Source organism: Bradyrhizobium zhanjiangense (genome assembly GCF_004114935.1).
Lineage (GTDB): Bacteria > Pseudomonadota > Alphaproteobacteria > Rhizobiales > Xanthobacteraceae > Bradyrhizobium > Bradyrhizobium zhanjiangense.
Map to the genome: position 1 here is coordinate 4,263,433 of NZ_CP022221.1, position 22,517 is coordinate 4,285,949.

Below are 22,517 nucleotides of genomic sequence, written 5' to 3' on the forward strand. Positions count from 1 at the left end.
CTGGCCGATCAGAAGAAATCTGGAAGTGAACTATGTCTGCCGCTGCGCCTAAGCCTACCGACTCGTCGTCCCTCGAACCGTCCTGCCGCGATACCGCGGCCCATGCGCTGAGCATCGTGCGCGACGGCGTGATCACGGGGGAAGGCCCGACCACCAAGGGAAGGGTGCATTTCTCCCGTTCGCTCGATGCCGATGACACCGCCTGGTGCATGCGCATCCTGACCGCCACCGCCGTCAACGACCAGCCGGTGAGCCGCACCGAGGCCGAAGTGCTGTTTGAGATCAACGAGGCCGCGACCGAGCGCGCCGATGGTGGCCGGTTCGATGACCTGCTCGCCAAGGCGGTCGCCCATTATGCCGCCAGCGCCTCGGGCCTGAAGGTGCCGCCGCGCAGCGTCGCGCTGTCGGCCGACACCGAGATCGAGAGCTGGGCGCCGTCCTATGCCTCCAAGGTCAACAGCGAGATGCTGGAGTGGATCGCCGGCCAGATGCGCGGCAAGCGCCACAACAACCGTCGCCTGATGGCGATGGTGGCGACCTTCCTGGGCGCCACCGCGCTGCCTCTGGCAGGCCAATTGCCGAACGTGTTCGACATCGGCATGTAAGATTTGGGCTTGTAAATTTACGCGTCTCAATCGAGGACGCGATGAAGCGGCGGGGTTATTTCCCCGCCGTTTTTTGTTTGCCGCCCTCAACCTCGAGCCCGAGCGTGCGGCCGGGGAAGCCGGCGGCATCGAAATAGCGCTGGGTGCCGACGCGCTGGAAGTTCAGCACGGTCATCAGGCCACCTTCGGCCGGTTTGGACTTCAGCGTGCCGGCATAGGCCTTCGGCACCGTGCCGTTGGGCATGGCCTCCGACATCACGCGGCCGACGAGATCGCCATTCCGCGCGCCGCGCAGGTCCATGAGCCGGGCAGCGGTCATGCCGACGTCGGCATTGCTGACCGGGATCTCGTCGACATAGCCGGCTTTGAAGTCCGGACCGATGGCGGCCATGAAGTTCATGGTGTCGCCGCGGCTGAAGCTGCCATGCATGCCCTGGCCCTGGCGCAGCACGGTGTCTGCGACCTGCACCGAGCAGTTGGTCGGCGCCTCGCCGCAATCGCTGGCATAGGAGCGGAAGTTGACGACGATCGACGGCGTCGGCGTCGCCGACTTGCCGCGCAGATTGATGCTCGACAGCGGCAGGGTGCCGGGGAAGCGGCCGAGCGCGTCCTCGACGAACAGGCCCGAGACGTAGTCCTGCTCGAGCAGCGCCTTGATCGTCTTCGCCGCCAGCTTCTTGTCCTTGCTCGGCAGATAGATCAGGTCGGAGCCGCCATTGGTGGCGACGACGAGATCGGGCTTGGTCGGATCTTTGCCGAGCACGCCGTTGCCGGCCTTGGGATGCTTGTTGCCCTCGATCTTCGCATTCTTGTCGTTGGGGTCGAACAGCGGCAGGTCGAGCGCTTTCGCAAGGTCGAGCGCCAGGAAGCCCATCGGCAAAAAGTCCTTCGGCGTGTCGTCATAGCTGATCTTGGCCGAGGGGCTGGTCTTGCTCTCCTTGGAGATGGTCGAGAAGCCGTGGTCGGCCGAAACGATGATGTTGGTCGAGGCGGCTAGCCCGAGCTCGTCGAGCGCCTTGCGGAGCTGGGCGAGGTTGGTGTCGGCATTCTTGATGCCGGCCATCGAGGTGGGGCCGTTGATGCCGGGCTTGATCTGATTGAGGCTGTCGCCGGTATTGTGCTGGCTGCCGTCGGGGTCGCGCGACCAGAACACCAGCACGAATGGCTTGTTGCGTGCCTTGAACATGGGTAGCACCACCTTGGTGGCGACATCGGCGAAATAGGCCTGCTGCGCGACGTTGGCGACCGTGGTGCCAGGGGTTTTGGCATCGCCCGCCTTGGAATTGTCACCGCGCGGCGGCGTGGCGGTGGGCAGGCCGGCCTTGGTCAGCGCGTCCTTCACCTGGTCCGAGAGCGCCACGCCGATCTTGCCGCCGGTGGCGTCGTCGAACACGATCGAATGCAGACCGGCCTTCTCGGGCTTGTCGGTGTGATCGAACTGGTAGGTGGGACCATGTTTGCCCAGCGCGGCAGTGCTGAACCCCTTGTCCCGGGCCATCTTCAGGATGGTCTCTTCGTTCAGATAGTTGCCCTTGAAATGCTCGTCGATATCGCCGAGCACGGCGTCGTTCTCGATGAAGGGGACCACCGTGTCGCCGGCGGGGACGGAGGTGTAGTTGGTCCAGATCGTGTTGGAGAAGACGCCGGTATCGCCGAGATAGTGTCCGGTCGACATCGCCGAGCCGTTGGCCATAGTGAAGGTCGGGAAGAGCGAATGCGGGTTCTTGAAGTTGACGCCCTTGTCGCGGACCTCGGCCATCGCAGGCGCCGTCTCCGGTGTGACCTTCAGCGCGCGAAGACCGTCCGGAATGAACAGGATCAGGTTGCGTGGCGTGTTGTTCTGGGCGGAGGCAAGTCCGGTGGACAGGATGGTCAGTCCGGCGGACAGCAACACCAGTGGACGGCGCATCAAATCTCTCCCTGCGGTGAGGCGGCTCGGCCGCTGGCGGCGGCCCCGGCTTCGTTTAGTTTCGCTGGATGACCGTTTTGTTACAAGAGCGGAGAAGCGTGCAAAGAAGGGCAGAGCACTCGCGCATCCCGGACGCGCTGCCAGGAGGGCGGCGCGTTTCGCTGTTGCATGGGCCCCGGCTCTGCAGCGCACCGCTGAAGAAGCGCTGCGCTGCGTCCGGGGCACGAGAAGCGAGGCTTGGCGCGCACAGCTGCATCAACGTCGTCATTGCGAGCGGAGCGAAGCAATCCAGACTGCCACCACCGCGGAGGCAGTCTGGATTGCTTCGTCGCAAGGGCTCCTCGCAATGACGGAGTTTGAGGCGGCATGGTCGCTCATCATTCGCATTTCAATCGCAGACACACCTTCGCATCCTCGCGGCTTGTTCGCCCGAGCTTTGCTTCGGTGCCTTGCCCTCAATGAAAGAGGGCGCAGGGAAGACCGGGAGCCGGTTGGCTCCTATGGACCGCCATGCCAGGAGCAGATTGCGTGTGCTTCAATGCATAGCGGGAAACAGGGCAACCGGAAGCATCCCGGCCTTCCCTGCGCAGTGGTTGGAACGGCTTATGTCGCGCTCTCCCCGGGGAGCGATGCACTATTGCCCCCGTCGCCTTGCGGATCGCTGATGCTGCGAACCCGGTCGGGCCGCCACATCACCGCCAGACTTGGCGCACAGAACCCCGGGCGCCAGGACCACACGATTTGGCCGTACGCGAACCGCACCTGTCGTTGGCGTGACGCTTTCGCTCACGGTTGCCCGCCCTGCGAAGCCTTTCGCGCCGGTGTGGTCCATGTCCACCGCCGCCCGACCCGCGTTCGTGACGATCGCGATACGCCCCTCTTCCTTGGGCCGGGTTGCGCGACACATGCGCCGTTTCCGAATTTCGGTAAAGCGGAATATTTTGGGTGGCGCGCGTTGACCCATGGCTTGCGCGTTTTGCCCGACAGGCAACGCAAGGTCTTGTAGCCCGGATGGAGCGCAAGCGTAATCCGGGATTCCATCCGTGCGGACCCAGCGGTCCCGGATTGCGCTGCGCTCCATCCGGGCTACGGCCATTATCGCGCAGCCGGCGGCAACGGCGATTCTTCAGCTCACAATACGTAGGCCGCAAAAGAACAACCCGCCGCTCGATGAAGGCGACGGGTCGTGCAAATGAAGCCCTGTCGCTACCAGCGATAGCCGCCGGTCAGCGTGCCGTTGTTGTTGCCGTCAGGGCCGACATCGCCCTGCGTCGAGCTCGGAGTCGGATGGCGGATGCCGTAGTACGTGCCATACGGTCCGGCGACGTCAGGATAGTACGCGCGCGGCTGAACCGGTTCGTAGGCTGGCGCGTCCCAACCCACGCGCGGTCCGTTCCAATCGTAATAGCCCTGCGCCGACGCGGCTGTAGCGCCTGCAACGAGCGATGCCGTGACCAGGCAGAGGAGTTTTGACTTGTTCTGCATTCGAGTGCTCCTTGCTTGTGTCGGGGGCCAACGGTTGCAATGCGGGAGCGTTCCGGACGTATTGGCCAGGATCGATCAACTCCGATCAACTGGTTATGAATCGCGTGGCGCGGAACGAAGTCGCTCAAACGGGACGGGAAATCCGGGCGTTCTGCCGCACCATGTTCCCCGTTAATCCCGTGTCTTAACCAATAATTAATTATACGTTTGCGGGCGGGCGACAGCCCGGCCTAGCCTGCGGTGGGGAGCCGCTACCTGCGAAGCCAAACGAGTTGGTGCGTATCATGATGTCGAGATCACAAGGGGCGCTATTCGCCTCGCTCAGCGCAGCCGCGCTGCTCCTTAGCCCCAGCGACAGTTTTGCCAGACCCGGCGGCGCCGCGCCGCATGGTGTCACCGCAGCTCCGTCAGGAGCAATGGCACGTGCGCCGATCGGGCCGGGAGCCCGGTTCCACCGGCGCAGCAATCCCTGGGTCTACTGGCCAGGCGGGGGCGGGTTCTTCTACGACGGCGCGACGTACAGCCAGCCTTTCGACGAGGCGGCGCAGCCGCTCTCCAATGACGTGCGCTACACCTATACGTATGACGTTCCCTGGGATTGGGCGCATCGCTTCCCGCCGAACGTCGTGCCCTCCGACCGGCCCTATGTGCCGAGCTGCCCGACGGAGCAGGTGACGGTGCCCGGCCGCGGCGGCGGCGAGCACACAGTCAACATCATGCGCTGTTACTGAACTAACCCAGTTCGAAGCTGGTCACGCCGAAGACGCGGTCGATGCGCAGCGGCGGGATCGGCCCGGTGTACATCCGCGCCGTCTCGAACACCGGCTTGAGCCCGAGCTCGCCCGCGAGCGCGATGGCCTCGCGATTGACGGCGGGGACATCGAGAAAGACCTCGCCGCCGTCTGCGTTCGACAGCAAAGCTTGCACGATCGCTTCCGCCGCCGCGCGATCGTGCGCGACGAGCGGGCCGATCTTGTGGCCCGTCCGGCACGGCCGGATCACGCCCCAGGCGGCGAGCTTGCCATCGCGCAGCAGCGCGCGGCCGACATGGCCCGATGTGTTGATCCAGGCGCGCAGGAAGGCGCTGCGCGGTGCAGGGAAGACGGTGGCGTCATCAGCTTCAACAAGTGCAAACGGGATCTTGTCGAGGGCGACGACCTCGGCGGGCGGTTTCGGTGGTGCGGTCACGATGCCGCCATAGCGGATATTGGCGTAGGCGAGCTGGAAGCCCGATCTCCTGTAATTGTCCTGCTGTGCGACCACGCCATCGAGCCCGATTACGCGGGCGCCCGCATGCGCGATCGCCGCGTTCCAGATGCGCAGGCCGTGGCCGCTGCCGCGAAAGTCTGCACGCACGATGTAGAAGCCGAGGAAGGCGAAGCGGTCATCGTAATTGACGCAGGAGACGGTCGCGACCGGCTCGCCGTCGATCTCGCCGACTAAGAAACCTTGCGCGTCAGGGATCGCGAAGCAGGCAGCATCGGCCAGGCCCGGATTCCAACCCTCCGCCGCGGCCCAGTCGATGGCGACGGCGATCTCCTCGGGACGCAAATTGCGGATCTGCAAATCGCTCATGACGGATGCTCTCGACGGTGGACCTGACAGCGGGTCCGGCGGTAGAAGGCCTCATGATAGGCCGGGCCTGTGGCTCGCCTCAACGATATCACAGAGGATGAATCGCTCATGGCGGAGAAGGTTGCACTCGTCACTGCGGGCGGCAGCGGCATGGGCGCGGGGGCCGCGCGGCAGCTGGCAGCGGACGGGTTTCGCGTCGCGATCCTGTCGTCCTCCGGCAAAGGCGAGGCCCTGGCTGCCGAGCTCGGCGGCTTCGGCGTCACCGGTTCGAACAAATCCAATGACGATCTGAAGCGTCTCGTCGACGGTGCGCTGGCCAAATGGGGACGCATCGACGTGCTCGTCAACAGCGCGGGCCATGGGCCGCGCGCGCCGATCACCGAGATCACCGACGAGCAATGGCATACCGGCCTCGATACGTATCTGCTCAACGTGATCCGTCCCACCCGGCTGGTCACGCCGGTGATGCAGGCGCAGAAGGGTGGCGCCATCATCAACATCTCGACCGCTTGGGCGTTCGAGCCGAGCGCGATGTTCCCGACCTCGGCGGTGTTCCGGGCGGGCCTTGCCGCCTTCACGAAAATCTTCACGGACACCTATGCCGCTGACAATGTCCGCATGAACAACGTGCTGCCGGGCTGGATCGACAGCCTGCCGCAGCTAGACGCGCGCCGCGACAACGTGCCGATGAAGCGCTACGGCAAGGTCGAGGAGATCGCGGCGACGGTCTCGTTCCTGGCATCCGACGGCGCGGCCTACATCACCGGCCAGAACATCCGCGTCGACGGCGGGCTGACGCGCTCGGTCTAGAGCATGATCGGTTCTGATTGGATCAGAACCGAAGCTCTAGATTCTTGTTTTGACGCGTTTTCTTCACGCGAACCGGTATCCACTTCGCTCGAAAACGCTCTAAAGGCGGCGCCTCAATGTGAGGCGACCAGCCGCGCCAGTTCCGGCAATATCTTGTAGCGCGCGATCTCGTGCGGATATTCGCCGCGATTGGCGAGCAGGACGATGCCGAGCCGCCGCGCCGGCACGAGGCCGATATAGCCGGAGGCGTTGTTGAGGCCGCCCGGCTTGTCCACGACGGTGACACCGGGCAGGCGTACGGTTTCCCAGGCCATGCCCTGTCCGAATTTCTCGTCGACGCGGAAGGCCTCATGCTGCGTCATCCGCAACGCCTCGCGCAGATGCGGATCGACCGAGCGGCCATCGACGCAGGCAGCAACGAAGCTCGCGAGATCCCGCACCGAGGAGAACATCTGGCCGGTGCCGGAAAAGTCAAAATAGCTCTGCTGGTTGCCGATCGGGCCGATCGCCATGCCCTGATCCGAATAGCCCTGGACCACGCGCCGCATCCAGGCCTCGTCCATGGTGGCGCGGTTGTCTTCGCCGCGCTCGGGGACGCAGGTGGCGGCCATGCCGAGCGGCGCAAGGATGCGCTGTTCGAACAGGGCCGCGGTCGGAGCGCCGTAGCGGCGCTCGAGCACGAGCTGAAGCAGCACGTAGCCGGCATGGGTGTAGATGCGCTGCCGGCCGGGTGCGACGCCGGGCGGTGGCACGAAGGTGTTTAGCATGGCGATGAACTGGTCGCGCGTAAACTGCTCGTCCGGCCAGGGCGGATGATCGGTCGGCAGCAATAGCCCGGAGGTGTGCGTGGCGAGCTCACCGACGGTGACGCCGCGGATGTAGTCGCCGCTCAGCTCGGGCAGGTATTTCGGCAGGTGGTCATCGAGCCGCAGCTCGCCGCGCAGTGCGCCGAGCGCCACGAGGGTCGCCTCGAAGGGTTTGCGTAAGGAGGCGAGATTGAACAGCGTGTCCGGCGTCACCGGCCGTTTGGCGGCGTCATCGGCAAGACCGTAAGTGAAGAACTCGACATGGCGGCCGGCATAAAGGGCGGCGGCAAGCCCGCCTGAATAGTCCGGCGTCGCGGTCGGCGCCAGCTCGTTCGCGACGATGTCGCGCATCTGCGCGATCATGTCGGAATCCGCCAAGGCGCGGCCGGACCAGGCAAGTGCGAGCGGAACGAGCGCTGCCCGGCAAAGCGCTCGCCGGGTGAGGTGTGATGAGGTGACAACGGACGGCACGGCTCTGACGCAAGATGTGATGTGCCCCCGAGCCCCTCTTAACGTGAACGAGCGCGCGCCCCAATTCACGATTGCGCGTTGTGGGTTCCCCCGTGTGGGGGCTCGCGACAAAATAACTTAGCCTGTGAGCTAACAATTGTTGACGCCGGATGGCGGCGGCCCTATAGTTAGCTTCATGGCTAACCAATTGTCCCGGCTCGACCAGGTTTTTTCCGCGCTCGCCGATCCCACGCGGCGGGCGATCGTGATGCGGCTCTGCGCGGGCGAGGCGTCAGTCGGCGAGCTCGCCGATCCCTTCGACATGGCGCTGCCGAGCTTCATGAAACACATCCATGTGCTGGAGACGAGCGGGCTCGTGCTGTCGGAGAAATCCGGCCGCGTGCGCACCTGCCGCCTCAGCCCGAATGCGCTTCTCAGCGCGGAAGACTGGTTCCAGCAGCAGCGTGCGATCTGGGAGGCGCGGCTCGATCGGTTCGAAGCCTATGTGATGAAGCTCAAGAAAGAGAAGGAGAGGGCGGCCGCCAAGCGTCCGTCCCGAACAACCAAACGGAAAGGTTCCGAGTGATGACGAATTCTGCCAATGCCGCCTTGTCGCAATGGTCGCTCGACCGCGAGATCGTGATGTCGCGCGTGATCGACGCGCCGCGCGATCTGGTGTTCGAGGCCTGGTCCGACCCGAAACATCTGCCGCAATGGTTCGGGCCAAAGGGATTCAAGATCGAGACCTTCGAGATCGACGTTCGCGTTGGCGGCGTCTGGCGTTTCAACATGATCGGCCCCGACGGCACAGTCTATCCGAACCGCATGCGCTTCCGGCGCATCGAGCGGCCGTCTCTGATGGAAATGGATCACGGCGTCGACCAGGACGAGGATCCCGGCATGTTCCGCTTCACCGTCACCTTTGCCGAGCAGAGCAACGGCAAGACCGTGTTGATGATGCGCCAGCTGGCCTCGAGCACCGAGCAGCGCGATGGCATGATCGGATTCGGCGCGGTCGAATACGGTTACCAGACGCTGGACAAGCTGGCGGCGTATGTGGCGGGGATGAAGCGGTGAGATCGCGTTCGCAAAGATTTCTCGCGGCCACTTGAACGTGTCTTAAGTTCATCGCTCAGCCGTTTGAAAAAAAACGAGTGCGGCTCCGGCGCAGAGGACGCGCCGAGGCCGCACTCATGCGCGCCACTTGGTCGTGTCGATTTTCGAAGGGGCCTGATCATTGCTCCCGCTAACGACGCGGGGTGCCGCCGGACGATGGGGTCGTCTCGTTGCGCATGCCTTTAGGACTGGAGGCGCCTTGTCCGCCACGCTCCACATGCGTGATACCGCCGCCGCCACTTGCACTGCCGGCGCCTCCGCTGCCTCCATCGCCCGAGCCTGCGCCTGCTCCGGCACCTGCGGCGCCAGCGCCACCACCGGCTCCGCCGCCAGCGCCTCCAGCACCACCACCGGCGCCGCCGCCGCCCGCACCTTGTGCGAACGCTGCGCCGATTAAAGCGCCGGCCAGCATCGCGGCCGTGAAGATCGTCAGAATCGTCTTACGCATGTTGTTGCTCCCAAAGATTTACGAGGGGACCAATCACGCGCGTTGCCAACCGTTCCTACGCTCATCGATGTGAAGGCGCGGCGATCTCGTCGCATTGTCCGGTCCGAAAATCGGAACACCGGATCGTGCACCAGGCCGGTAGGAACGATAGTGGCCCTCCGGCTTTGGCAGTGATGACGCACATTATCTTCAGCGATTACCGCAATCCCGCCGCCGAGCAGGCCTTCGAGATCGCCTGGGACTTTCTCGCGCGCACGGACGCCATCAGCGACGAATTCGAAGCCCGCGTGTTCCTGGCGCAACGTATCGCCGTGATGGTGGAGGAGGGACAGACGAACCGGATCCGCATGGCCAATCGCGCGATCTCCGAATATCAGCACCACGTCGACGAACGCGACGACTTCATCCGCAGCGGCGGCCGCCGCGCCGGAGGGCACTGAGCGCCGCATCGATCGTCATTCGCCCTTGAGGCCGGCGTCGCGGATCAGCTTGGTCCATTTCTGCGTTTCGTTTTCGATGAATTGGCCAAACTCCGCCGCGGTGCCGGGCCGCACTTCGAGGCCCTGCGCGGTCAGCTTGTCCTTGATTGCGGGTTCGGCGAGTGCGCGCAGCACCTCGGCCTGAAGCTTGTCGACAATCATGCGTGGTGTCGTCGATGGCGCCATGAAGCCGTACCAGCCGGCGGCGGCCACGTTCGGAAAACCCTGCTCGCGCAAGGTCGGCCCCTGCGGATAGAGCGCGCTGCGCTCGGGCGAGGCGACGCCGAGCACGATGAACTTGCCGCTCTGGATGTAGGGCAGGGCGGTCGGCAGCGCGGTCAGCGTGGCGTCGACGCGGCCGGCGAGCAGCTCGGTGTAGGAAGCGGCGTCGCCGCGGAACGGGATGTTGAGGCCCTTGACGCCAGCATCCCGGAACAGGAGCTCGCCGGCAAGATGCGGCTGCGAGCCGGCGCCGGGCGAAGCGAAGGTGAGGCCGTCGGGCTTCGATTTGCCATAGGCGATCATTTCGGGGAGCGTCTTGAACGGCGCGTCGGCACTGATGATCAAGAACAGCGGCGCGATCACCGCCATCGCGACGGGTTGCAGATCCTTTCGCTCGTAGGTCAGCTTGCCGAACAGCACTTCGGCGGTGGCATAGGGAGCTGCGACATAGAGAAAGGTGTAGCCGTCGCCCGGCGCATGCGCGACCATATCGTTGGCGATGCGCGTGCCGGCGCCCGGCTTGTTCTCGACGATGAACTGCTGATGCAGGCTGCGGCCGAACTCCTCCGCCAGGAGGCGCAGCGAGATGTCGTTGGAGCCGCCGGGTCCATAGGGTGAGATCAGCCGCACCAGGCGTGACGGCCAGGCCTCCTCAGCGCGTGCGCAAAATGGCGGGCTCGACAGGGATGCGACAAGGGCGCCCAGCAATGTTCGGCGTGTGATGGTCATGATGGCCTCCCGGACGTGGGGCGCCAGCTTGCTTGTTCATGTCCTGGCGCCCTTCTTGTTTTGCTTGCGTGTCGCGGCTGCCGGCTCCGCCGCCCTGACGATGGCGCGGATGCTGTCGGCGAGCGCGGCGATGCGCGGGCCGATCTCGCCCTCCAACTGGCCCGGTTGCAGCCGGAACGCGGGGATGCCGCAATTGATCGAGAACGACCGCTTCGCTTCGCGCGCGTGAAACAACGGCGCGGCGACGGCATGGATCGAGGCGATGTACTCGCCCCAGCAGGTGCAGAAGCCGCGGCTTGTGCATTGCGCGATTCCGGCCCGGTATTTGTCGCGGAAGGCGGACCACAGCGCGGCGTCTTCGGCCGCGATCTGCCGTTCGAGCCGGTCCGCATCCGCCGGCGGCAAGGTTGCCGCCGCGGCGCGGCCCATCGCGGTCATCGCGACGGAAATGGGCATGCCGATGTCGGGGACGTGCGGGCCGACGTCGCCGGAGCGCGCGGTCTCGACATAGATCATCGAGGTCGCATCGAGCAGGCCGATCGACACCGTGCCGCGGACACTCTGCGCGAGCTCCTGCATCATGGGCCGCGCCACCTGGCGAAATTGCATGTCGGCGAGCAGCGGATGCACCATGCGCAGCGCCCGCGCACCGACGCGATATTTCGCGCGCTCGGCGTCGTAGCGGAGATAGCCGAGCTCAGCCAGCGTGTGCGTCAACCGCGCCACCGTCGGCCGTGGAATCCCGGTCAGCGTCGACAGCTTCATGTTGCCGAGCAACGTCGTCCCGGCCTTGAAAGCCTCGAGCACCACGAGACCTTTCGCCAGCGTCGTCGCGAATGCGGCGTCATCGGTGCTCGAAGCCAGCACCGCGGCGGCGGTCGAGGAGGCGAGGGACGGTTTGGAGACGGCTCGGGCCATCCGGGTTTCATGAACCCGATCAGCCCGGTTGTCCAATACATTCAGAAAATGTGCAGTTATCGTCCACTATGCGGACGCGCTGGCCCGGGCCAAAACTGCGCGGAAAGCGCCCCCCGCACACAGATTTTTGTCGTGATTCCATGGCGTCTTGTGACAGGATTATTACGAATACATGTCAGGTCGATTACAGCGGAGCGATTCATGTTGCAGTGGCAGGCACGGTCAAATCCCCTCGCGTGGTGGTGGGGGTCCCTGACGCTGGTCAGCGCTGCCAACATCCTCGTCTGGTTCATGCTGTACCGCGAGTTCTACCCGACCGTTGCGGGCAGCGTCAGTGGCGGCTCGGATATCGGCCTGATGTTCCTGCTGTGCGCGGCCTATGTGTTCGGCTGCGCCTTCCGCTCGGTGCTGCCGCGCGCCGATGTGCAGCGCATCTGCCTGTTCGATACCTGGCTGTCGAGCGTGTTCGTCGGCCGTACGGTCGCGACCGTCGCCGAAGTCTGCTTTGCCGCGCAATGGGCGATCATCCTGCATCAGCTCGGGAACATGACCGGTGCGGAGACCGCGGTGAACATCGCGCTCGTGATCGTGCCGATCATCATCATTGCGGAGTGCTTCTCCTGGTACGCGGTGGTGACCACCAACTTCCTCTACAATGCGATCGAGAACTCGCTGTGGGCGGTGACCTTCTTCCTCGCCGGCATCGCGCTGTGCCGGCTGATGCCGCAATTCCAGGGCGTGGTGCGCTGGGCGTTGATCGCCGGAATCGTCGGCATTGCCTGCTTTCTCGCCTTCCTCGTCACCGTCGACGTGCCGATGTATCTCAGCCGCTGGCGGGCAGGGCACGCCGAGGGCGGCAGGTTCTTGGGCTTCCTCGAAGGCCTGCACGACGTCGCGACGCGCTGGGTCGTGACCCACGACATCGCGCACTGGAAGGGCGAGCTGACCTGGATGTTCCTGTATTTCAGCGCCGCGGTGTGGTCGAGCCTCGCGCTCTGCGCGCTCTATGCCATGGAAGGCTATCTCACGCGCTATCTCGCCTGACGGTTACTTGCCGACCAGGCCGCACTTGCTGCGGTCGAGCGGACGGAAGGCCTGGTCCGGCGGGATCGTTGCGACCAGCTTGACGAAATCCCAGGGACCCCTGGATTCCTCCGGCGTCTTGACCTGCACCAGATAGAGGTCGTGCACCATGCGCTGGTCCTCGCGGATACGGCCGTTGGGGGTGTAGGCATCCGATACCGGAGTTGCCTTCATCTTGGCCATCACGGCGGCGCTGTCGTCCGAGCCGGTGTCTTTCACGGCTTGCAGATAGTGGCGTACGGCGGAATAGACGCCGGCCTGGATCTGCGAGGGCATTGCTTTCCTGCGCGCATAGAACGCATCGGAGAACTTCCGGGCGGCGGGCGAGACGTCCTCGAAGAAGGAGGTGACGATGAGATCGCCGCGCGTGGCCTTGAGCCCGACCGCCTCGATGTCGACGTTCTGAAACGACATCGGCACGATCTTCATGCCTTGGCTGGCGAGCCCGAATTCCTCGGCCTGCTTGATCGCGGTGGCGTTGTCGCCGGCGACGTTGATCGCGAGGATCTTTGCGCCCGACGACTGCGCCTGCAGCAGGAACGAGCTGTAGTCGGGCGTGCCGAGCTGCGCCTTGACGCTGCCGGCGACCCTGCCGCCGAGCGCGGCAATGCGCTCGCGCGCGGTCGCCTCGATCGAGTGGCCAAAAGCGTAGTCGCCGGTGATGAAGAACCACGGTTCCTTGCTGGTCTGCATGATACCGGAGACCACCGCGGTCGCCGTGGAATAGGCGTCCTGGGTCCATTGCACGCTGGTCGGCGCGCAGGCTTCATCGGTCAACTGGTTGGCGCCGGCGCCGGAGACGAGAAAGATCTTGCCGTTGCCGCGCACCAGCTCCTGCACCGCGAGTGCGGCGCCGGAACTGCCACCGTCGGCGATCGCCTGCACGCCGTCGCTGAACCACTTTCGCGCGAGGGAGGCGGCGAGATCCGGCTTGTTCTGGTGATCGGCCTGCAAAATCTCGATCGGCTTGCCGTTGATCTTGCCACCGAACTCCTCCACGGCCATCCGCGCCGCCTCGACCGAGCCGGGACCCATGGCGGTTGCGAAGACGCCGTTCATGTCGGTGAGGACGCCGATGCGGATCGCATCGCCTTTGATCTCTGCGCGCGCAGTGGCGCCTGCAAGCGCCAGCGCGGACAGCAGGATGGCGGTGGACGTCGTGCGGAGCGTGGCCATGGCGTTTCCTGATTTTATCGTTGATCGATGGTGCTGGCGGTCAGGCCGGTTCGGCGATGACCTTGTTGCGCAAAGTACCGATGCCGGAGATCTCGACCTCGACGGTGTCGCCGGGGCGCATCCACAGTGGCGGCGTGCGCTTGGCTCCGACGCCACCGGGCGTGCCCGTGACGATGACGTCGCCGGGCACGAGCGGGCAGATCGTCGAGATGTAGGCGATCAGTTCGGGGATGGCGGTGATCAGAAGATCGGTGGTGGTGTCCTGCACGACATTACCGTTCAGCCGCGTCTGCAAGGACAGCTTTGACGGATCGGGGATCTCGTCCGCAGTCACCAGCCAAGGCCCAAAACTGCCGCTCTCGGCAAAGGTCTTGCCAGAGAGGAACTGGCTGGTGTGGCGCTGCCAGTCGCGGACGCTGCCTTCGTTGTAGCAGGAATAGCCCGCGATATGGTCGAGCGCGCTGCTCGCCCGGATGTGGCGGCCTTTTTTGCCGATGACGAGCGCGAGCTCACCTTCATAGTCGAAATCGTCGCTGACCTTCGGCTTCACAAGGGGCTGGAGATGGCCGACCTGGCTACAGGGAAATCGGACGAACAGTGCCGGCTTCTCGGTGACGGTGCGGCCGGTCTCGGCGACGTGGTCACGATAGTTCAGGCCGACGCAGATGATCTTGCCGGGATCGGGGATGACGGGTGCGAAGGTGATCTTATCGAGCGCGTGATCCGGCGTGGCGGAGCCGGCGAGCTTCGCGGCCTCCGCGAGATGGCCCTTTTCGAGCAGCCGGCGCAGCGTGGTGCAGTCGTCGCCGGCCATGCGCGCACCGAGATCGACGACGCCGCCATCCCTGACGGCACCGAAGGAGGCGCGACCATCGGCGAAAAATGAAAGCAGCTTCATGAGGTATCCTTGAAAAGTTCGGTCAGGCCGCGGACGGCACGTGGGTTGAAGGCGTGATGGCGCCGATAAGCCGGTCGAGCTCGGCATCGTTGCGGGCGGTGCCGCGCACGTAACGGTCGGGCCGAACGAGCGCGGCGATGATGCCGTGCTCGCGAAGCCAGTGGCCGACACCTTCGGCATCGTCGCTGGACAGGATCTTGATCCCTGCCTGTGAAGGATTGAGAGATGACGACAACGTGGCCGCGCTCGCGACGAGGAGCACATGGCTGTAGCCGATCTGGTCGTCACTACGGCCACCGTCGCGCAAGATGAATTGCGGCGCGAGATGTCCGGCGAGAGGCAGGTCGCCGAGCGCAAGGCCCGGGCCGAGCAGGGGCTTCTTCACCTCGAGCCTGACCGGCGCATTCTCGCGCGCTTTGCCTGCGGCAAGGCCGGCTTCGATCGCCTTGGTGTTGATGACCCCGCCGAGGCGAATGGCGAGCTCAATGAACTCGCGCACATGCGGCTGGCGTTCGCTCTGATAGGTGTCGAGGAGGTCAGCTGCAGCGCCGCCACGGATGATCGCGCTGAGCTTCCAGGCGAGGTTTGCAGCATCGCGGATTCCGGCGCACATGCCCTGGCCCAGGAAGGGCGGTGTCTGATGCGCGGAATCGCCGGCGAGCAGCAGTCGAGCGCTGCGCCATCGCTGCGCGATGACGGAATGAAACGTGTAGACCGCGGCGCGCTCGATCGCGGCATCATCCGGCGTGATCCAGCGCGACAGCAGCTCCCAGACCTTGGCAGGTTGCGCTACCTCCTGAGAGTCCTCATCGGCAAGAACCGTGATCTCCCAGCGCCGTCGTGTGCCGGTGCCGCGCACGTAAGTTGCGGGCCGCCGCGGGTCGCAATGCTGGAGGCTGTAGTCGCCGAGGTCGTCCCGCTCGCGCTTGAGCAGGACGTCGATCACCAGCCAGCGCTCGTGGAAGCCGAGATCGTCCATCCCCGAGCCGATGAAGCGTCGCACCAAGGAGCGGGCGCCGTCGCAGCCGATTACGTAGCCGGCGCGGACCTCGCTGAGCCTCCCGTTGGAGAGGTCCTCGTAGCGGATGCGCACGCCATGCTGATCCTGGTCCAGTGCGAATACATCGCAACGATTGCGCAGGGTTACGTGCGGCCATCGCGCGAGGCCGCCGATCAGCGCGTCCTCTAGATCGGGCTGATGGAAGCGATAGCTCAGATTCCAGCCCATCGGGGTGAGCGTCTGCGGCCGCGACCAGTCCAACAGCATGCGGCCATCGGCGTCGAGGAAGAGCATCCCGGGGCTGAGGATGGTTTGCGGCAGGATCGCCTCGGCAAGGCCAATGGTCTGGAACACGCGCATGCATTCGTCGTCGAAATGCACCGCGCGCGGCAAATGATAAGTCCGTGCCTCGCGCTCGAGCACCAGCGTGCGCACGCCGCGCAGGCCGAGCAGGTTGGCGAGCGTGGCGCCGACCGGACCACGGCCGACGATGACGACGTCGAATTCTTCGGGGGCGGATTTATCTTGCATGGGGCTATCTCTTCCCCAAGCAATGCCATCCCTTCAACGCCGCCGCGCCAAGTGTCCGCCCAGCGGACGGCGGCTAGACCTCGACAGGAATGGCTGACGCGGTCTGCTGAAGCTGGCCCGCGAACTGCGCCACCCCTTCCTCGATGCCCAGCGCGGAGCGAATCCAAATGATTGAGATGCAGCCAAATACGGCGCCGTTCCGCACGATGGGGACGGCAATCGAAGCCGTCCTGGGATTGTATTCACCCTCGCTGCGGATCGCGTAACCCCGCGCGGCGGTCTCGGCGATCATGCGGTCGAGCCGGCCTTGGTCGAGGAAGGGGCGGTCGTCGGCGTCGTCGATGCGGCGCAGATGGGCCACGATCAGATCGCGCTCGCGCGCGGGGCAGGCGGCGAGATAGGCGCGGCCGGCTGAGGTGCGCAGCATCGGCAGGCGCTTGCCGATCATGCCGCGGTCGATCGAGAGGGGACTGCGCGAATGGGTCGTTTCCTGCACCACCATCGCGGCGTTCTCGTAGGTGGAGAGATCGACCGGCCAGACCAGCGTCTTGCTGAGTTCGGCGAGATAAGGCGCTGCCGCCTGGCAGATCACCACGCCGGGATCATAGCCGTCACCGAGGCTCAGTGCCCGCCGGGTCACACGAAAACGGTCGTCGCTGGCGCTGCGCGCGACATAGCCGAGTTCCTCCAGCGTTTCGAGCAGGCGATACACGGTGGGGCGGGGCAGGCCGAGCGCGCGCGCAACGTCGCCGGCGCGGATGCCGCCGGAGCGGTTGACCTCCTGCAGTACGTCCAGCCCGCGCTTGAAGGCACGAACGCCTTCCGACTGACGGGGCTGGCCGTTCCGCGTCCGCTCCTTGGACACTTCGTATTTCCTCCCTTGTGGCGTACGGTCGCGCGATTATCGTCGTTGCGAACGCGAAGCGATTGCGGGACTTCACCGTAGGATCGCACGCGGCCGGTATCAAGTTCGCCGCACTGCGGCACATGCGATGCCTTCGGGAGGACGTCGATGGAAATCACCGCGCTCGGCTATATCGGGATCAATTCCTCCCAGCTCGACTCGTGGAGCCGGATGGCGACCAGGCTGCTCGGCATGCAGCAGGTCGACCGCGGCGGCAAGATGTGCGCCTTCCGCATGGACGACCGCAAGCAGCGCCTGATCGTCGATGGCAGCAGCGATGCCGGACTTGCGGTGATGGGCTGGGAAGTTCCTTCGGCCGCCGAACTGGACCAGCTCGCTGGCAGGCTTGAAGGGCAGGGCGTCAAGGTCGTCCGCGGGTCACGCGCGCTGGCTGACGAGCGGCATGTCACCGAGCTGATCACGTTCGCCGATCCCGCCGGCAACCGGTTGGAGGCGTTCTGCAAGCCGGAGCTTGCAACCGAACCGTTCAGGCCCGGCCGACCGATCTCGGGTTTCCGCACCGGCGCGCTCGGCATGGGACACGTCGTGCTCAATGTCGAGGACGTCGAGCCGCTGTTGCCGTTCTATCGCGACGTGCTCGGCTTCCATGTCTCGGACTTTGGCCTCAAGCCCTACGGGCTCTATTTCTTCCACGTCAACGGCCGCCACCACTCCTTTGCGATGGTCGGCTCCGGGCGCAAGGCGCTGCACCATTTCATGGTCGAGCTCGGCAGTCTCGACGATGTCGGGCAGGGCTATGATCTCGCGCAGATGGACGACGGCCGCGTTGCCTATACGCTGGGGCGGCACACCAACGATCACATGACCTCGTTTTATGTGAACACCCCGTCCGGCTTCTTCATCGAATATGGCTGGGGCGGGCGCGTGATCGATCCCGAGACCTGGCAGCCGCACGAGACCTTTGACGGCCCGTCGCTGTGGGGTCACGAGCGGCTCCATATGCCCGAAGAGCAGCGCAAGCGGCTGCGCGACATGCGACTCGATGCGGCGGCGCGTGGCGTGCGCGTCGCCGACCCGCGCGTGCCGCCGCTCAACTGCGCGTGGCTGGATTCGCTGATCGCACGCGAATGATCCGCGGCCACGCAGCGTCAGGCCTCGCCGAGATCGACCTCCGTCAAGAGTCCCTGGCGTAGCGCCAGCCGCACCAGCTCGATGTCGGAGCCGACGCCGAGCTTGTCCTTGATCAGCGAGTGCAGGTTTGCCACCGTCTTCGGGCTGACATGCAGGGTCTCGGCGATTTCCTCCGTCGTGTTCTCGGCGAGCAGCAGCCGCAGCACCTCGAATTCGCGCGGTGTGAGCACGTCGGCGGCCGAACTCTCGCCGCTGATACGGCTGAGCGCAAGTTCGTGGTCGATGTCGGGGCTGATGGCGATCTTGCCGGCGAGCACGTCCTTCACCGCGCGCACCAGCGTCTCGGGCGGATTGGTCTTGGTGACGTAACCCCTCGCACCGGCGCGGATCGCCTGCACGGCAAAGCCGGCATTCTCATGCATGGTGAAAACCAGGATCCGTGCGCTCTTGTCCCATTGCCTGATCCGCCTGACGGCCTCGATGCCACCGATGCCGGGCATGCTGAGGTCCATGATGACGAGGTCGGGCGCCTCGGATTTGTACAGGCGGTAGGCTTCCGCACCGTCGGCCGCCTCGGCGACGACGCGCAAGCCCGGCTGCTTCTGGAGCACGGAGCGATAGCCCTCGCGCACGACGGAATGATCGTCGACCAGCAGGATGGTCGCGTCTGCCCCGCTCATGCCGCGTGCTCCAGCGCCTGACCATCGGCGGCCGCGAGCGGAATGACCACACGCAGTGCCGAGCCATGGGCACCGGTTTCGAAGCTCAGCCGGCCGCGAAGCGCGGCGACGCGCTCGCGCATGCCGAGCAGGCCCATGCCCGATTTGACGGCCGCCTCGTTCGGCCGGCCGTCGTCCTCGATCGCGAGCGCGATCTCACTTTCGGCCATCGTCAGATGCAGGCTGACCTTCGTTGCGCCGGCGTGCTTGGCCGCGTTGGTGAGCGCCTCCTGCACGATGCGATAGAGATTGGCGCTGACGGAGGCGGGCACGCTCTCGAAAGCGCCCTCGAAGGAGATATCGAACCGGGTCTGGCCGCGGCTGCGGCCGTTCCACCCCGAGACTAGGCCTTCGAGGCTCGCGACGAGGCCGAGCTCGTCGACATCGGGTGGCCGCAACCGGAACAGCGCGCCACGCAGGGTCTCCATCATGCCGGTCGCGGTCCGGGCAATGCTGTCGCACTCTCCCAGCAGATCGGGGCAGTCCTGCGCCGCAGTCTGGCGGGCGGATGCGGCAAGCGCGCGGATTGCGGCGAGCGACTGGCCGAACTCGTCATGCAGCTCGCGCGCGAGATGGCGTCGCTCCTCGTCCTGCAGCGCGATCAGCTTCCGCGTCAGCTCGTTGCGTTCCGCAAGCGCGGTGTCGAGGCTTTCGGCGAGATGGTTGAAGACATCGCGGATGGCGGAGAGCTCGGCGAGGTCGAAGGGCGGCAGCCGTGTGGTGAGGTCACCAGCGGCGATCCGCTCGAGGCCGTTGCCGATCATGCCGGTGGGGCGCAGGGCGCGGGCGAGTGCGGCATAGACCAGCGCGCAGAGCAGCGGCAGCGCAATCGCAAGCGCGATCATCAGGCGCCCAGCCTCGTGCCAGGCCTCCGCCGTCTGCACCGCCGGATCAACCGAGACAACGGTCTCGCCGAGCTTCGTTCCGCGCACGATCACGGGCCGCGCCGCCTCGCGGCCGGGGTCGAACAGGCTGCGATAGAAGGCGGCGAAGGCTTGCGGCGGCGGGCTCGCCGGGGTAGGCGCGCCACTACAGAAACGCTGGAGCATGTCGCCGCTCGCGCTCCGGAATCCAAGACACAGGCCGGGCGTCATCACATGGGCCGAAACCGGGTCAAGGTTCGGAAAGTCGGAGCGCGGGCTGGCCACCCACTGGATCTTGCCCTGTTGCAGCTCCAATGTCTTCGCCACGATGGCAGCGATACCGTCGATGCGCGCGTGCGCGGCGCTGTCGGCGGTAACAAGGAAATAGGCGGAGATCGCGGCGAAGCAGGCGGCCGATACGGCGGCCACGCGCAACGTCAGACGGACCTTGAGATCGAACCTCGGGCGATTCCACATCGGCGGGTACCTGGTGCGAACGGGTTTGTCGCTCCCGCATTAAACGGCAGAACGCAAGCGGCGGGAAGCGTTCCCGCTCTGTCGCAGTGCAACGTCGTGAAATTTTCCCGGCGCTTGTCGGGACAGCCACGGCTGCATGGTCTCAGGCGACCCGTCCAGATTTGCGGGGCCGCTCCATCCCACGAGGCCCGTTCATGCACCGCTCCCGGTTGATTCTGTCTGCTTTTCTCCTCTTCGTCCTTTCTTCGCGAGCCGATGCCGAGCCTGCCATTGGCGTTGCCATGGACGATTTTAGCTATACCGACACGTCGGCCGAGCCGGCCAACCAGACCGCCGCCCACGAGCGGCGGCTATCGGCGTTCATGGCCGCGCTTAGACGGGATATCGGCGCGGACCGGCGCTATCGGCTGGTGCCGTCCGCCCAGGACGGTGCGGCGTTCAAGGTCATCGGCGGCATCCAGAAGACCAGCACGCTGGTGCAATGGGCCAAGGTCGCTGTGATCGATGTCGGCGCCAAGAAGCTGGTGATGGACAAGCTCTACACGTTCCGCGGCGACAATGATGAATCTTGGGAGCGGGCCGAAATTTTTGTCTCGCGCGAGGTGATGGCTGCGCTCGCGATGCCTGCACCGGTCGCGCTGGCGGTGTTCGATTTCGAGCTCGAGGACATGACGGCTGCTTCCGCGACCACCTCGGCCGCTTCGGACGCCTCGTACCTCGCCGAGGTCACCGACGGTGTGCGCGAGGCGCTCGGCCAATCCGGTCGCTATCGCATCGTCGATGTCGGCGGCGAGGCGGCGAAGGCGCGCGCCTTGCGCGACTGCGGAGGCTGCGAGGCGGCGATCGCGCAGAAGCTCGGCGCGGATCAGTCGCTCATCGGCGTGGTGCGGCGTGTCAGCCGCACCGAATACACGCTCGGCTTCCAGGTTCGCGATGCCAGGACCGGCGCGGTGGTGGCCCGCGGCGACAGCGGCTTGCGCCTCGGCGCGGACTATTCGTGGAAGCGCGGCGCCGTGCGGCTGGTCAGCGATCGGCTGATCGAGAGCCAGCAGGCCACCGACGCACCTAAAGCGCGATGAGATGAGGACGAATCGTCATCGCGCTTTAGGCTATTGTTTGAGCATGATCTTGTCGGAAAACCGCTGCACACTTTTCCGGATCATGCTCTAGAAGGTCAGCTGCACCTTCATCGACTGTGCGCGGTCGCTGGCGAGCTCGAAGGCGGCGACCGCGTTCTCGAACGGCATGGTGGCCGTGATCAGCGGCTTCACGTCGATCAGGCCTTCGCCCATCAGCCGCACCGCGAGCTCGAACTCGGGATCGAAGCGGAAAGTGCCGCGAAGCTGCAATTCCTTGGCGACGATGCTGTTGATCGGCAGCGTCATCTCGCCACCGAGGCCGAGCTGCACCAGCGTTGCGCCCGGCCGCAGCACGTCGAGCGCGGTGCGGAGTGCGGCCTGGTTGCCCGAGGCTTCGAACAGGGTGTCGAACACGCCCTTGCCGGCGCGCCAGGGATCGAGCGCAGTGGCGTTGGTCGCGACATTGATGGCGTGGGTGGCGCCGAGCTTCTTCGCAACCGCGAGCGGTGCGTCCGCGACATCGGTCACCACGATCTCGGCGGCACCGCCGAAGCGCGCGACCAGGATCATCAGCGCACCGATCGGGCCGCAGCCGGTGATCAGCACGCGCTTGCCGAGCAGGGGGCCGGCCTGCTTGCCGGCATGCAGGCACACCGCCAGTGGTTCGGCCACCGCGGCTTCCGCCAGCGACAGCTTGTCGGCGATCGGCACGGCCTGCGTCGCATCGACCGTGATGAATTCGCGAAAGCCGCCTTGCACATGGGGAAAGCGCATCGCACTGCCGAGGAAACGCATGTCGAGGCACTGGTTGCGCATGCCTTCCTGGCAATGCAGGCACTGGCCGCACGGCTTGCTCGGATTGACCGCGACGCGCGTGCCCGGCTTGATGCTGGTGACGCCATCACCGACGGAAGCGACCACCCCGGCGATCTCATGCCCCAGTGCCATCGGCTGCTGGATGCGGACCACGCCGAAGCCGCCGTGGTGGTAGTAGTGCAGATCGGAGCCGCAGATGCCGCCATTGGCGATCTTGACGCGGACCTCGCCCGGGCCGGGCTCCGCATCCGGATAGCTATCGATCCGCAGGTCTTTCGGGGCGTGGATGACGACGGCGCGCATGGGCTTCTTCCTTCGGCGGTTCGC

General features: G+C 65.4%; 23 protein-coding genes. 9 read left to right on the top strand and 14 right to left on the bottom strand.

Annotated features, from left to right (window positions below; all coding sequences use genetic code 11):
- Positions 1-32: 32 nt before the first annotated feature.
- Entirely contained in the window at positions 33-605 is a 573-nt protein-coding gene (locus XH85_RS20260; protein WP_164939111.1) for a hypothetical protein, read from the top strand.
- A gap of 55 nt (positions 606-660) precedes the next feature.
- Here the strand turns inward: XH85_RS20260 and XH85_RS20265 are convergent, their stop codons facing one another.
- Positions 661-2,514 carry an alkaline phosphatase family protein gene (locus XH85_RS20265; RefSeq protein ID WP_128933194.1) on the bottom strand — a complete coding sequence of 618 codons (1,854 nt, stop codon included), beginning with the start codon at positions 2,512-2,514 and terminating at the stop codon, positions 661-663.
- 1,206 nt (positions 2,515-3,720) lie between these two features.
- Complete coding sequence (locus XH85_RS20275) at positions 3,721-3,999, bottom strand: hypothetical protein (protein WP_128933196.1); 279 nt, start codon at positions 3,997-3,999, stop codon at positions 3,721-3,723.
- A gap of 284 nt (positions 4,000-4,283) precedes the next feature.
- Here XH85_RS20275 and XH85_RS20280 point away from each other — a divergent pair, with 284 nt between their 5' ends.
- Entirely contained in the window at positions 4,284-4,730 is a 447-nt protein-coding gene (locus XH85_RS20280) for a hypothetical protein (protein WP_164940576.1), read from the top strand.
- Between the two features lies 1 nt (position 4,731).
- Here XH85_RS20280 and XH85_RS20285 read toward each other — a convergent pair whose 3' ends face one another.
- Positions 4,732-5,574 (bottom strand): GNAT family N-acetyltransferase, encoded by an 843-nt coding sequence (locus tag XH85_RS20285; RefSeq protein WP_128933197.1) that lies wholly within the window; start codon positions 5,572-5,574, stop codon positions 4,732-4,734.
- A 108-nt stretch (positions 5,575-5,682) separates the two neighbouring features.
- Here XH85_RS20285 and XH85_RS20290 point away from each other — a divergent pair, with 108 nt between their 5' ends.
- On the top strand, positions 5,683-6,384 hold the full coding sequence (locus tag XH85_RS20290) for an SDR family oxidoreductase (RefSeq protein ID WP_128933199.1): 702 nt from the start codon (positions 5,683-5,685) through the stop codon (positions 6,382-6,384).
- A 113-nt stretch (positions 6,385-6,497) separates the two neighbouring features.
- Here XH85_RS20290 and XH85_RS20295 read toward each other — a convergent pair whose 3' ends face one another.
- Entirely contained in the window at positions 6,498-7,553 is a 1,056-nt protein-coding gene (locus tag XH85_RS20295) for a serine hydrolase (protein WP_164940577.1), read from the bottom strand.
- Positions 7,554-7,836: 283 nt separating this feature from the next.
- Here XH85_RS20295 and XH85_RS20300 point away from each other — a divergent pair, with 283 nt between their 5' ends.
- Together XH85_RS20300 and XH85_RS20305 are read left to right on the top strand one after the other, a co-directional pair.
- The gene (locus XH85_RS20300; protein WP_091889742.1) at positions 7,837-8,226 is read left to right on the top strand and encodes an ArsR/SmtB family transcription factor; all 390 of its coding nucleotides are present in this window, start codon (positions 7,837-7,839) and stop codon (positions 8,224-8,226) included.
- Positions 8,226-8,717 carry an SRPBCC family protein gene (locus tag XH85_RS20305; RefSeq protein WP_164940578.1) on the top strand — a complete coding sequence of 164 codons (492 nt, stop codon included), beginning with the start codon at positions 8,226-8,228 and terminating at the stop codon, positions 8,715-8,717. Before XH85_RS20300 ends, XH85_RS20305 begins: the two co-directional genes overlap by 1 nt.
- Positions 8,718-8,886: 169 nt before the next feature.
- On the opposite strand, the gene XH85_RS20310 is transcribed toward XH85_RS20305, so the two are convergent.
- The gene (locus tag XH85_RS20310; protein WP_128933203.1) at positions 8,887-9,204 is read right to left on the bottom strand and encodes a hypothetical protein; all 318 of its coding nucleotides are present in this window, start codon (positions 9,202-9,204) and stop codon (positions 8,887-8,889) included.
- Between the two features lie 125 nt (positions 9,205-9,329).
- Between XH85_RS20310 and XH85_RS20315 the strand changes: the two genes are divergently transcribed.
- The gene (locus XH85_RS20315; protein ID WP_420837899.1) at positions 9,330-9,644 is read left to right on the top strand and encodes a hypothetical protein; all 315 of its coding nucleotides are present in this window, start codon (positions 9,330-9,332) and stop codon (positions 9,642-9,644) included.
- A gap of 15 nt (positions 9,645-9,659) precedes the next feature.
- Here the strand turns inward: XH85_RS20315 and XH85_RS20320 are convergent, their stop codons facing one another.
- Positions 9,660-10,634, bottom strand: a complete 975-nt coding sequence (locus XH85_RS20320) for a Bug family tripartite tricarboxylate transporter substrate binding protein (RefSeq protein WP_128933204.1) — start codon at positions 10,632-10,634, stop codon at positions 9,660-9,662.
- 36 nt (positions 10,635-10,670) lie between these two features.
- A complete protein-coding gene (locus XH85_RS20325) occupies positions 10,671-11,552 on the bottom strand; it encodes an IclR family transcriptional regulator (RefSeq protein ID WP_128933205.1) in 882 nt (293 codons plus the stop codon).
- A 201-nt stretch (positions 11,553-11,753) separates the two neighbouring features.
- Between XH85_RS20325 and XH85_RS20330 the strand changes: the two genes are divergently transcribed.
- On the top strand, positions 11,754-12,596 hold the full coding sequence (locus XH85_RS20330) for a hypothetical protein (protein WP_128933206.1): 843 nt from the start codon (positions 11,754-11,756) through the stop codon (positions 12,594-12,596).
- 3 nt (positions 12,597-12,599) lie between these two features.
- On the opposite strand, the gene XH85_RS20335 is transcribed toward XH85_RS20330, so the two are convergent.
- The 4 genes from XH85_RS20335 to XH85_RS20350 all read right to left on the bottom strand — a co-directional run bounded on the left by XH85_RS20335 (position 12,600) and on the right by XH85_RS20350 (position 17,105).
- Positions 12,600-13,811 carry an ABC transporter substrate-binding protein gene (locus tag XH85_RS20335; protein WP_128933207.1) on the bottom strand — a complete coding sequence of 404 codons (1,212 nt, stop codon included), beginning with the start codon at positions 13,809-13,811 and terminating at the stop codon, positions 12,600-12,602.
- A gap of 40 nt (positions 13,812-13,851) precedes the next feature.
- On the bottom strand, positions 13,852-14,709 hold the full coding sequence (locus tag XH85_RS20340; protein WP_128933208.1) for a fumarylacetoacetate hydrolase family protein: 858 nt from the start codon (positions 14,707-14,709) through the stop codon (positions 13,852-13,854).
- A gap of 22 nt (positions 14,710-14,731) precedes the next feature.
- Positions 14,732-16,240 (bottom strand): bifunctional 3-(3-hydroxy-phenyl)propionate/3-hydroxycinnamic acid hydroxylase MhpA, encoded by a 1,509-nt coding sequence (mhpA, locus tag XH85_RS20345; RefSeq protein ID WP_128933209.1) that lies wholly within the window; start codon positions 16,238-16,240, stop codon positions 14,732-14,734.
- A gap of 73 nt (positions 16,241-16,313) precedes the next feature.
- A complete protein-coding gene (locus tag XH85_RS20350) occupies positions 16,314-17,105 on the bottom strand; it encodes a DNA-binding transcriptional regulator (RefSeq protein WP_128933210.1) in 792 nt (263 codons plus the stop codon).
- Positions 17,106-17,252: 147 nt separating this feature from the next.
- On the opposite strand from XH85_RS20350, the gene XH85_RS20355 reads away from it, so the two are divergent.
- Complete coding sequence (locus tag XH85_RS20355; RefSeq protein WP_164940579.1) at positions 17,253-18,236, top strand: VOC family protein; 984 nt, start codon at positions 17,253-17,255, stop codon at positions 18,234-18,236.
- 17 nt (positions 18,237-18,253) lie between these two features.
- On the opposite strand, the gene XH85_RS20360 is transcribed toward XH85_RS20355, so the two are convergent.
- Both XH85_RS20360 and XH85_RS20365 read right to left on the bottom strand, forming a co-directional pair.
- The gene (locus XH85_RS20360) at positions 18,254-18,916 is read right to left on the bottom strand and encodes a response regulator (RefSeq protein WP_128933211.1); all 663 of its coding nucleotides are present in this window, start codon (positions 18,914-18,916) and stop codon (positions 18,254-18,256) included.
- On the bottom strand, positions 18,913-20,295 hold the full coding sequence (locus XH85_RS20365; RefSeq protein ID WP_128933212.1) for a sensor histidine kinase: 1,383 nt from the start codon (positions 20,293-20,295) through the stop codon (positions 18,913-18,915). The genes XH85_RS20360 and XH85_RS20365 overlap by 4 nt, the downstream gene beginning before the upstream one ends.
- A gap of 194 nt (positions 20,296-20,489) precedes the next feature.
- Here XH85_RS20365 and XH85_RS20370 point away from each other — a divergent pair, with 194 nt between their 5' ends.
- Positions 20,490-21,374, top strand: coding sequence for a DUF3280 domain-containing protein (locus tag XH85_RS20370; protein WP_128933213.1), 885 nt, complete (start codon positions 20,490-20,492; stop codon positions 21,372-21,374).
- A gap of 87 nt (positions 21,375-21,461) precedes the next feature.
- On the opposite strand, the gene XH85_RS20375 is transcribed toward XH85_RS20370, so the two are convergent.
- A complete protein-coding gene (locus tag XH85_RS20375) occupies positions 21,462-22,493 on the bottom strand; it encodes an L-idonate 5-dehydrogenase (RefSeq protein WP_128933214.1) in 1,032 nt (343 codons plus the stop codon).
- Positions 22,494-22,517 lie beyond the last annotated feature (24 nt).

Coding starts and splice junctions, on each gene's coding strand:
- XH85_RS20260 (WP_164939111.1), top strand. CDS start 33: ATGTCTGCCGCTGCGCCTAAGCCTACCGACTCGTCGTCCCTCGAACCG.
- XH85_RS20265 (WP_128933194.1), bottom strand. CDS start 2,514: ATGCGCCGTCCACTGGTGTTGCTGTCCGCCGGACTGACCATCCTGTCC.
- XH85_RS20275 (WP_128933196.1), bottom strand. CDS start 3,999: ATGCAGAACAAGTCAAAACTCCTCTGCCTGGTCACGGCATCGCTCGTT.
- XH85_RS20280 (WP_164940576.1), top strand. CDS start 4,284: ATGATGTCGAGATCACAAGGGGCGCTATTCGCCTCGCTCAGCGCAGCC.
- XH85_RS20285 (WP_128933197.1), bottom strand. CDS start 5,574: ATGAGCGATTTGCAGATCCGCAATTTGCGTCCCGAGGAGATCGCCGTC.
- XH85_RS20290 (WP_128933199.1), top strand. CDS start 5,683: ATGGCGGAGAAGGTTGCACTCGTCACTGCGGGCGGCAGCGGCATGGGC.
- XH85_RS20295 (WP_164940577.1), bottom strand. CDS start 7,553: ATGATCGCGCAGATGCGCGACATCGTCGCGAACGAGCTGGCGCCGACC.
- XH85_RS20300 (WP_091889742.1), top strand. CDS start 7,837: ATGGCTAACCAATTGTCCCGGCTCGACCAGGTTTTTTCCGCGCTCGCC.
- XH85_RS20305 (WP_164940578.1), top strand. CDS start 8,226: ATGACGAATTCTGCCAATGCCGCCTTGTCGCAATGGTCGCTCGACCGC.
- XH85_RS20310 (WP_128933203.1), bottom strand. CDS start 9,204: ATGCGTAAGACGATTCTGACGATCTTCACGGCCGCGATGCTGGCCGGC.
- XH85_RS20320 (WP_128933204.1), bottom strand. CDS start 10,634: ATGACCATCACACGCCGAACATTGCTGGGCGCCCTTGTCGCATCCCTG.
- XH85_RS20325 (WP_128933205.1), bottom strand. CDS start 11,552: ATGGCCCGAGCCGTCTCCAAACCGTCCCTCGCCTCCTCGACCGCCGCC.
- XH85_RS20330 (WP_128933206.1), top strand. CDS start 11,754: ATGTTGCAGTGGCAGGCACGGTCAAATCCCCTCGCGTGGTGGTGGGGG.
- XH85_RS20335 (WP_128933207.1), bottom strand. CDS start 13,811: ATGGCCACGCTCCGCACGACGTCCACCGCCATCCTGCTGTCCGCGCTG.
- XH85_RS20340 (WP_128933208.1), bottom strand. CDS start 14,709: ATGAAGCTGCTTTCATTTTTCGCCGATGGTCGCGCCTCCTTCGGTGCC.
- mhpA (WP_128933209.1), bottom strand. CDS start 16,240: ATGCAAGATAAATCCGCCCCCGAAGAATTCGACGTCGTCATCGTCGGC.
- XH85_RS20355 (WP_164940579.1), top strand. CDS start 17,253: ATGGAAATCACCGCGCTCGGCTATATCGGGATCAATTCCTCCCAGCTC.
- XH85_RS20360 (WP_128933211.1), bottom strand. CDS start 18,916: ATGAGCGGGGCAGACGCGACCATCCTGCTGGTCGACGATCATTCCGTC.
- XH85_RS20365 (WP_128933212.1), bottom strand. CDS start 20,295: ATGTGGAATCGCCCGAGGTTCGATCTCAAGGTCCGTCTGACGTTGCGC.
- XH85_RS20370 (WP_128933213.1), top strand. CDS start 20,490: ATGCACCGCTCCCGGTTGATTCTGTCTGCTTTTCTCCTCTTCGTCCTT.
- XH85_RS20375 (WP_128933214.1), bottom strand. CDS start 22,493: ATGCGCGCCGTCGTCATCCACGCCCCGAAAGACCTGCGGATCGATAGC.